Source organism: Vibrio sp. 10N.222.55.B11, from assembly GCF_041473705.1.
Lineage (GTDB): Bacteria > Pseudomonadota > Gammaproteobacteria > Enterobacterales > Vibrionaceae > Vibrio > Vibrio crassostreae_C.
The window spans coordinates 1-7,458 of record NZ_JBFRST010000091.1 but is presented as its reverse complement, the minus strand read 5'-3'; the positions used below and the strand labels follow the sequence as shown (position 1 = coordinate 7,458).

Sequence of the window (7,458 nt, the reverse complement as noted above, 5' to 3'; positions counted from 1 at the left end):
CCCACGGCGAGATTTCGAGGGTGACCACGCTCCCAGAAGGCTGCCCCTTCTCTTGGGGGAATAAGCGCAATGGCTCCCTTAATCTTAATAGCAGCGTGACACGCTCTCGTGTCGTAAGCGCCATCACCAGACACCTCAAAGATACTTCGGTGTGTTTGTTTCAGTAAGTTCGGGAGTACTTCTCCATCTGTAACCGTCGATAAACTTAGCTCGGCGGCAATGATCTCATGAGTGTTGGTATCGACGGCAATATGAAGCTTTCGCCAGACTCTACGCTTGCCATCCGTCCCATGTTTTTTGACTTTCCATTCACCTTCGCCATAAACCTTAAGGCCAGTAGCATCAATAGCTAGGTGCTGTATCGCTCCTCTCGTTTTAGTCTTAAATGAAACCTCAACTTGCTTGGCTCTACGACTGATGCAGGTGTAATGCGGACAACTTAACGGTACATGGGCTAACCTAAATATCGAGTCGATAAATCCTTGAAGCGCTCTCAATGGCATAGAAAAAACTCGTTTCACCATGAGTGCTGTCGTGATAGCTAAATCACTGAACCGACGCGGCCTCCCGCGCTTATTCTGTTTACTTTGCGCCCACCCGCTTATTGCTTCTTCATCAATCCAAAAGGTCAGAGAGCCACGGTTAATGAGTGATTGGTTGTATTGCTTCCAGTTGGTTGTTTTGTAACGAGGCTTAGGCATAGGGCTACGAGAGAGGGTGGAGGTAGCTGATCAGATCGTAGGTTCTTGATTTAGTTCCACTGAATTACGCAACAAAGCCGTATAGATACTGTACTGGTCTAATGGAACAGGACACTTTATTGAAAGACAATCAATGTTAATCAATGAGGTGTTATATGAACGAAAAACGTACTTATAAACGTTATCCTAAAGAGTTTAAAGAAGAAGCTGTCGCTTTGGTTCGAGAGCAAGGATACACAGTCACAGAAACTGCTGAGGCGGTAGGTGTGTCTGCTTGAGTAAGTTGGGAAGCACTTCGGCATCGGTAACGTTAGATAAACTCAGCTCTGCTGCGACTATTTCGTGGGTGCTGGTATCTACTGCTAAATGTAGCTTACGCCAGACTCTGCGCTTCCTATCAGTACCATGCTTTTTGACCTTCCATTCACCTTCGCCATAAACTTTAAGACCAGTGGCGTCGATGGCCAGATGCTGTATCACACCTCTGGTTTTGGTTTTAAATGAAACCTCAACGTCTTTAACTCGACGGCTTATACAGGTGTAATGTAGACAATCAAGCGGTATCTTAGCCAGCTTAAATACGGAGTCTAGAAAACCTTGCAACGCTCTCAATGGCATAGAGAAAACGCGTTTTACCATGAGTGCTGTAGTAATGGCTAGGTCGCTGAATCGACGAGGCCTACCTCGCTTATTCTGTTTCCAGTTAGTTGTTTTATAACGAGGTTTCGGCATAAGGCTACGAAGGTTAGCTGACTTAGCCGATCAGATCGTAACTTCCTGATTTAGTTCCATCGAATTACGCAACAAAGCCAGTTGAAACAACTGCGTAAAGAAGTAAAGCAGCTCCGTATGGAGAAAGAAAAATGATCATTTTGGAGATTTAAGGGCAGGATTGTAGTGGTCAAGTAAAATTGGCCACGGTTTTATAAGTTTGCCAGTAGAGTCGTTCCGACTCATTTGGTGTAAGACCGCCATTGTACTGATGCGGCCTGATTTGACTGTAATATCTAATGATGTAGCCAACAATGCTGCTCCAGGCCTCTGTTAAGCTCCGATAGCCACTGGCTGGCACCCATTCTGTTTTTAGGCTTCTGAAGAAGCGCTCCATCGGGCTGTTATCCCAACAGTTTCCTCTACGCGACAGGCTTTGCTTAATCTGATAACGCCATAAAGTCTGACGGAATTTCCGGCTAGTGTAATGCGTACCCTGGTCGCTATGGAACAGCACTCCTTGAGGCTTGCCACGACTTTCATAAGCCATTTTTAGTGCTTTGCTTGTCAACTGGCTATCAGGCGAAAAAGACATAGCCCAACCAATGGGTTTACGGGCAAATAAGTCCAGTACAACGGCTAGATAGGCCCAACGGTTTCCTGTCCAGACATACGTCACATCTCCAACCCACACTTGATTTGGAGCCGTAACGGCGAACTGTCGCTCAAGGTGATTCGGGATTTCCACATGCTCGAGCGACTGTTTCTTATATTTGTGTTTCGGAAGCTGGCGACTAACTAATCCAAGCTTTTTCATTATCTTGGTCGCTCGATTATCGAGAATTTTTCAGGGAGTCCGACATCAACAGAGCTGTAGCCTTTTTTATGATTTCGTTATGCTCTTCAAGCTCTGCGATCCGTTTTTTTAGCTCTCGGATTTCAATCTGTTCAGGCGTCAGCGGTGAGGCCTTTGGTGTAATGCCTTTTCGCTCTTGTTTAAGCTGCCTTACCCACTTATCCATGGCCGACCTGCTCACATTCATGGCCTTGGCTGCTTCATCAACGGAGTACCCTTGGTCAACAACCAGTTGCGCAGCTTCAAGTTTGAATTCTGGGCTGAAAGTTCTTCTCGTACGTTTTGTCATAGTTTCACCTGTTGTGTACGAGGTGCATCTTAACACCTCTAATCAGGTGGCCAAATTCACTATGCCACTACAGATCGAGGTGAAATGGAAGTCCATCACAAGCTCTTAACATGGAGCTGTTGCAAAAAATGTAGTTAAAACTCAGAATTCTTCCTTTCTCATCTAATCCAGTGACTCAATGACCAATCCCGAATTCAAATGGAAACATTTTGCCCCCGAAATCATCTTATGGTGCTTGCGCTGGGTATGGTTCAACGCCAATGAGCTACGCTAACCTCAGTGACATGTTGCAGGAGCGAGGAATTTCGGTTAACCGCTCTACCATTTATCGTTGGTTCATTGAGTATCCTCCAGCACTACGTAAGAAATTACGCCGTCATCAATTCATCCGAGCTGACTCTTCGTGGCAGCTCGATGAAACCTATGTAAAGGTGAAAGGAAAATGGCATTATCTGTACCGAGCTATCAACAAGCAAGGTGAGACACTGGACTTCTATTTCTCCCACAAACGCAATAAAGACGCGGCTTATGAGTTCCTGAAGCGGTGTCTGCTTCACTATCCAAAAGAGTTATAGCCTCAAACATTAAACACGGACAAGCATTCCTCCTATGCCAATGCGATTACTCATCTGAAGAGAGAAGGACGACTTCGAGTAGATGTCGCGCGACGGCAAATGAAGTATCTCAATAATGGTATTGAATCTGGTCACGCTCCTATCAAGAAGCTCGTAGTAGGCACAGGCGGTTTTAAAATTCGAAAGCGAGCTTGGTTAACCATTCAAGGATTTGAATCACTACGAACGTTGAACAAAGGGCAGCTTGATTTCTGGTTACGTACCGAGGAAAGTAAAACTCTGGTGCGGGAGAGAACCGCCTTTATGAATCGTTTGTTCAATGTTGAGGTGGTTGACCAATTTCTTTCGCAAAGAAGGCCGACGCTTTTTTTAAGATTTCTTTCTCCATACAGAGCTTCTTTACGCAGTTGTTTCAACTCTTCATATTCCTCGTCTGATAGCTCCTTAGACTCAAGCTGAACTTCTAATTTAGCCTTCCATTTGTGTATCTGGTTTGGTCATAAGTACATTTACCTTGATGAATGGATTTGTACTTCAGTAAACTCGCATAAAAACTCTAAGTTGAGCTAACCTTCCGTAAGTTCACGAAAGAATGGAGTTTTCAATGTGCTTTATTTATGCCGTGATCTCTTCTCAGTGAACGTTAATAAAATTACCCATGTTAACGAGGCCAATGCCAAGCGGGTTGTTCTAGCAATCCTTGCCCCCGAATCAACGTTTCACCTAGTCTTTTATCCAAACTTATTGAATGACACTCTTCACCTTGTTCCAAGGTGGCAACTAGCTTTGTTGCGTGTGAGACAACCCAGAGTTGAGTATGTTTTGATGCTTTGATAATTAGCCGACCTAAAGCTGGCAGTAAATCAGGATGTAGACTGGTTTCGGGTTCATTCAAGACAATCATAGAAGGGGGTCTAGGCGTTAATAATACCGCAACAGACAGCAGATACCGAAGCGTCCCTTCTGAAAGCTCACTTAAATGCAATGGTCTTAACAAACCTTGTTGGTGAAATTCTAATACGAAGCGACCATCATGAGCCGTAGACACCGTAATTCTTGCCCCCGGAAACGCATCATTAATAGCTTCGTCTAGTCCCTCTCGATCTCCCACCTCAATGATAGTTTGTAAAGCCGCGACCAACCCATGACCTTGATGATCAAGCACTGGTGTAAACGTGCCGATTTGTGGCTGTCGAATTGGTGAGTCCATATCCGTACGAAATTGATCATAAAACCGCCAACTTCTTATCATGTCACGAAGATGAAAAACCTCTGGCATCACTAAAGGATCCGCCAGTTCCGTGAGAATACTATCAAACTGACTCAGTTGATCGGTATACACACGCCAACGTCGCCCTTCTCTTACTTTGACCACGGCTCCTTGACGCTCCACTAAACAAGATGCAGAGCGATAAGCTGGACCCGCCCAGATAAATTCACGTTTAATGATAGGGTCAAGGTTAAACATCGTCAGTCCTGGCGAAGGTAGCCCCAAAGAGATGCAGTACCCAAACCTCTCTCCTGCAAACCCAAATTCTAAACGTACAGGCCGGGTCCTGCTCCCTCCTTGCACAGGCTCTTGCCCAGATAACATAGACTTTGAAAAGGTTTCAGGTCCTGCCCATAATGTGGAAGCAATCCCCCCTTCTTTAGCTAATGCCGATACGAGATGGCCGTTTGCGGCATCAGATAATAACCGAAGAGAGCGATATAAATTCGACTTACCACTACCATTTGGCCCAGTGACCACGGTCAAATTGGATAACGGCGTGATGATCTTTTTTAGAGAACGATAATTACTCACGGCAAACGTTGATATCATATGACCTCGATGATGACTCTGAACAAAAAGTGATGATGGTTAATGTATACGCAGTCATCATTCATACCGATGAATCTCTTAACTGGGTACACGATACTATGAACACTAGCTTAACTGCTTTTTTGCTCAGCGCACTCACTTCTCGGTGATAGAGACAACATCAAGACACGGTCTATCAATGTTTGTTGTTTCATTTCACCTAGACACATCCAATGCCGTTGCACTAATGCTCCTTCTAGACGAAAGAGCAAACGCTCCGACACATCCAGTGTTAAGCGGTCACGGATCCATACATACGCTTGAGCGGCTCCAACTTCTCTCAATTCCTCTACGCTCGTTATCCCTATCCGCTTTAACAACACTTCTGTAGACTGACGCATATTGGGGAGATCTTCCAGGTTTGTTTGGACGTTCCTTTTTTTCCAAACGAGACTGAATGCCAAATTTGGCAAAAGCAACGACTTGCGTTATCAACGAATGTAAACGCTCTGGGCAATAAAGGTACTCTTCCGGCAACGCATAGTAGTTTGTCACGATAGTCTGATTATTGCGACACACGTAAGGCAGCCACCCTGCCTGTTTGCATTGTTGTATCAGAGCACCATTCGCCTTTACATAGAACAGTCCGTCGAAATCAATCCCAAACATTGCCCCATCAATAAAATAACCCACGCCAGAAAACATAGGTTGGGTTGTGATTGTCCCTGAAAGCTGGACACGTTGAATCACGCTCATGCCATCCATAAGTACTCTGCCTTTTTCGTATACCGCTAGAAAAACGAAAGCATAGAGACCAATACGCTCAGAAGTCAACCTACATAAGGTATGAAGAGTGTCAGGATCACATAAACCGACACACTATCAGCAACATAACCAAAAGGAACTAAATCACCACTTTCAACGACATAACCACCACATCGGTAAACAGTACCACTTCCGCTCCAAGGTGGTCATAATGGAAACTTATAGCCGGTGCTATAAAAGGCGTCACACCTCCCACTTGGAGTGAGTTTTCTTCCTTTGTATATCCAGTCAGCCCCCCTATTCGAACGCCATAGTTCATATACTGATTGAATCGCCATTGTGGATACCAATCTGCCCCATACGCTCGATGCTCAAAACTGTTCACCAAGGTGAACGCTTCAACCTGTTTGTATCGCAGTCCCGTGATCGTATTGTCTTGATTACGGTCATTACTGGTTAAGTGCTCCGTCCAACCAGCGAACGTAACATCCATTGAATTCACTTTATCTCCAACCGCCAAGGCAGCAGGCGACATCACCAACATGAAAAGCAAGAGCCAGTGTTTGACGTTACGGTTGATTATCATCAGCTTTTTGACCCTCTTTCTCTTCATTCCTCCTATCAGGAAACTCTACTATCGCCGATTCTTGGGTTTGCTTAGGCGACATTTTTACCCAGTGCTCAGCACGTTTAAGTAACGAGTCCATCATATACTCTTCTTTGTTGTGCACTTGTACAGTAACGCCAATATTTTGACTTATTCGTTTGAGTTGTTTTGCATCCATCGCGACTTCAACACCCTCTTTTACAATTCATCTAACCATTCTTCAGGAAGTTTTAGCTCAAAGATCAATATCTTGTCTTCAACGTTTACACTGAATACTTGTAACCAAAAGCCGTTACACAGAATTATTTACAGGGTCACCGAAATACGCATTCTTCCTATGGCCTAGCTGGACTTCTGTATCGAGTCATGGTGGTTACCTGTTCGTTAATGATATTGAACAGGTAGGCTATCTATCTTTCTCGTTTCATTGAATGAGTGGATTTGTTGACGCTTACCATTAAAATCGACAGTAAAGATTGTGATATATTGATTTAAAAGAGAAAAGGTTGGGATTCCTGAGTTAAGCCAAAATCGTCCGGGTTAAATCGGAATGGGTGGCCGGTTTTCTCCGGCGCATGCACCCAGCAACGTTACTAAGCCGTTTGATGCCAGCACTTAGCCACGGCTTTCCAGAAGCCAAGCTTGCCATCTCCGATAGCAAGCTTCGGTGCTAGCTGTAATCCTTGAGCTCTTAATTGTTCAACCAACTCGGTCCAATATAACGCGTCAACTTGCTTCGGATTCTCGATGACCATCCAAAACACCAAGGACCTCTTTGCGTCCAGTATCATCGACACCAATGATGACGAGTAAGCAGAGCTTATCGTCCTTCCTGACGTGACAGTAAACACCGTCAGCCCAGACATAGACGTAGCGACGCTTACCGAGGTCTCGTTTGCGCCACTGCTCGTATTCTTTATGCCATCGTTCCTTGAGGCGACAGATGCTGTTGGCTGAGAGTTCTTTTGCATCCTTACCGAGCAACGATTCAAGAGCGGGTAGCATATCGCCCGTAGAAATCCCTTTGAGATAGAGCACTGGGAGCAGTGTTGCTACGTTTTTAGTTCGCTTGAGGTATGGTGGTATCAAGTTGCTATTAAATTTTAACGCCATTACCTGAGCGATCTCGTACCTTATACCAATTAAAGTAAAA

General features: G+C 44.8%; 7 protein-coding genes and 4 pseudogenes. 2 read left to right on the top strand and 9 right to left on the bottom strand.

Going from position 1 to position 7,458, the window contains the following annotated elements:
- A partial coding sequence (locus AB4503_RS24055; protein WP_372115824.1) for an IS5 family transposase occupies positions 1–701 on the bottom strand: 701 nt, incomplete at its 3' end.
- A 143-nt stretch (positions 702–844) separates the two neighbouring features.
- Here AB4503_RS24055 and AB4503_RS24050 point away from each other — a divergent pair.
- On the top strand, positions 845–979 hold the full coding sequence (locus tag AB4503_RS24050; RefSeq protein ID WP_372115823.1) for a transposase: 135 nt from the start codon (positions 845–847) through the stop codon (positions 977–979).
- Here the strand turns inward: AB4503_RS24050 and AB4503_RS24045 are convergent.
- A pseudogene (locus tag AB4503_RS24045) lies at positions 969–1,433 on the bottom strand (IS5 family transposase); the annotation flags it as partial. The gene AB4503_RS24050 and the pseudogene AB4503_RS24045 sit on opposite strands and share 11 nt — an antisense overlap.
- Before the next feature lie 169 nt (positions 1,434–1,602).
- Positions 1,603–2,557 (bottom strand): annotated as a pseudogene (locus tag AB4503_RS24040) (IS3 family transposase).
- Positions 2,558–2,735: 178 nt separating this feature from the next.
- On the opposite strand from AB4503_RS24040, the pseudogene AB4503_RS24035 reads away from it, so the two are divergent.
- Positions 2,736–3,471: pseudogene (locus AB4503_RS24035) on the top strand (IS6 family transposase); the annotation flags it as partial.
- Positions 3,472–3,793: 322 nt separating this feature from the next.
- Here AB4503_RS24035 and AB4503_RS24030 read toward each other — a convergent pair.
- The 6 genes and pseudogenes from AB4503_RS24030 to AB4503_RS24005 form a co-directional block, all read right to left on the bottom strand.
- Positions 3,794–4,954, bottom strand: a complete 1,161-nt coding sequence (locus AB4503_RS24030) for an AAA family ATPase (RefSeq protein ID WP_372048960.1) — start codon at positions 4,952–4,954, stop codon at positions 3,794–3,796.
- A 110-nt stretch (positions 4,955–5,064) separates the two neighbouring features.
- The gene (locus AB4503_RS24025; RefSeq protein WP_372115822.1) at positions 5,065–5,334 is read right to left on the bottom strand and encodes a TfoX/Sxy family DNA transformation protein; all 270 of its coding nucleotides are present in this window, start codon (positions 5,332–5,334) and stop codon (positions 5,065–5,067) included.
- The gene (locus AB4503_RS24020) at positions 5,234–5,698 is read right to left on the bottom strand and encodes a TfoX/Sxy family protein (protein WP_372048961.1); all 465 of its coding nucleotides are present in this window, start codon (positions 5,696–5,698) and stop codon (positions 5,234–5,236) included. The genes AB4503_RS24025 and AB4503_RS24020 overlap by 101 nt, the downstream gene beginning before the upstream one ends.
- Positions 5,699–5,837: 139 nt before the next feature.
- Positions 5,838–6,284, bottom strand: a complete 447-nt coding sequence (locus AB4503_RS24015; protein ID WP_372048962.1) for a hypothetical protein — start codon at positions 6,282–6,284, stop codon at positions 5,838–5,840.
- A complete protein-coding gene (locus tag AB4503_RS24010) occupies positions 6,268–6,483 on the bottom strand; it encodes a hypothetical protein (RefSeq protein WP_372048963.1) in 216 nt (71 codons plus the stop codon). Before AB4503_RS24010 ends, AB4503_RS24015 begins: the two co-directional genes overlap by 17 nt.
- Positions 6,484–6,904: 421 nt before the next feature.
- Positions 6,905–7,458: pseudogene (locus AB4503_RS24005) on the bottom strand (transposase); the annotation flags it as partial.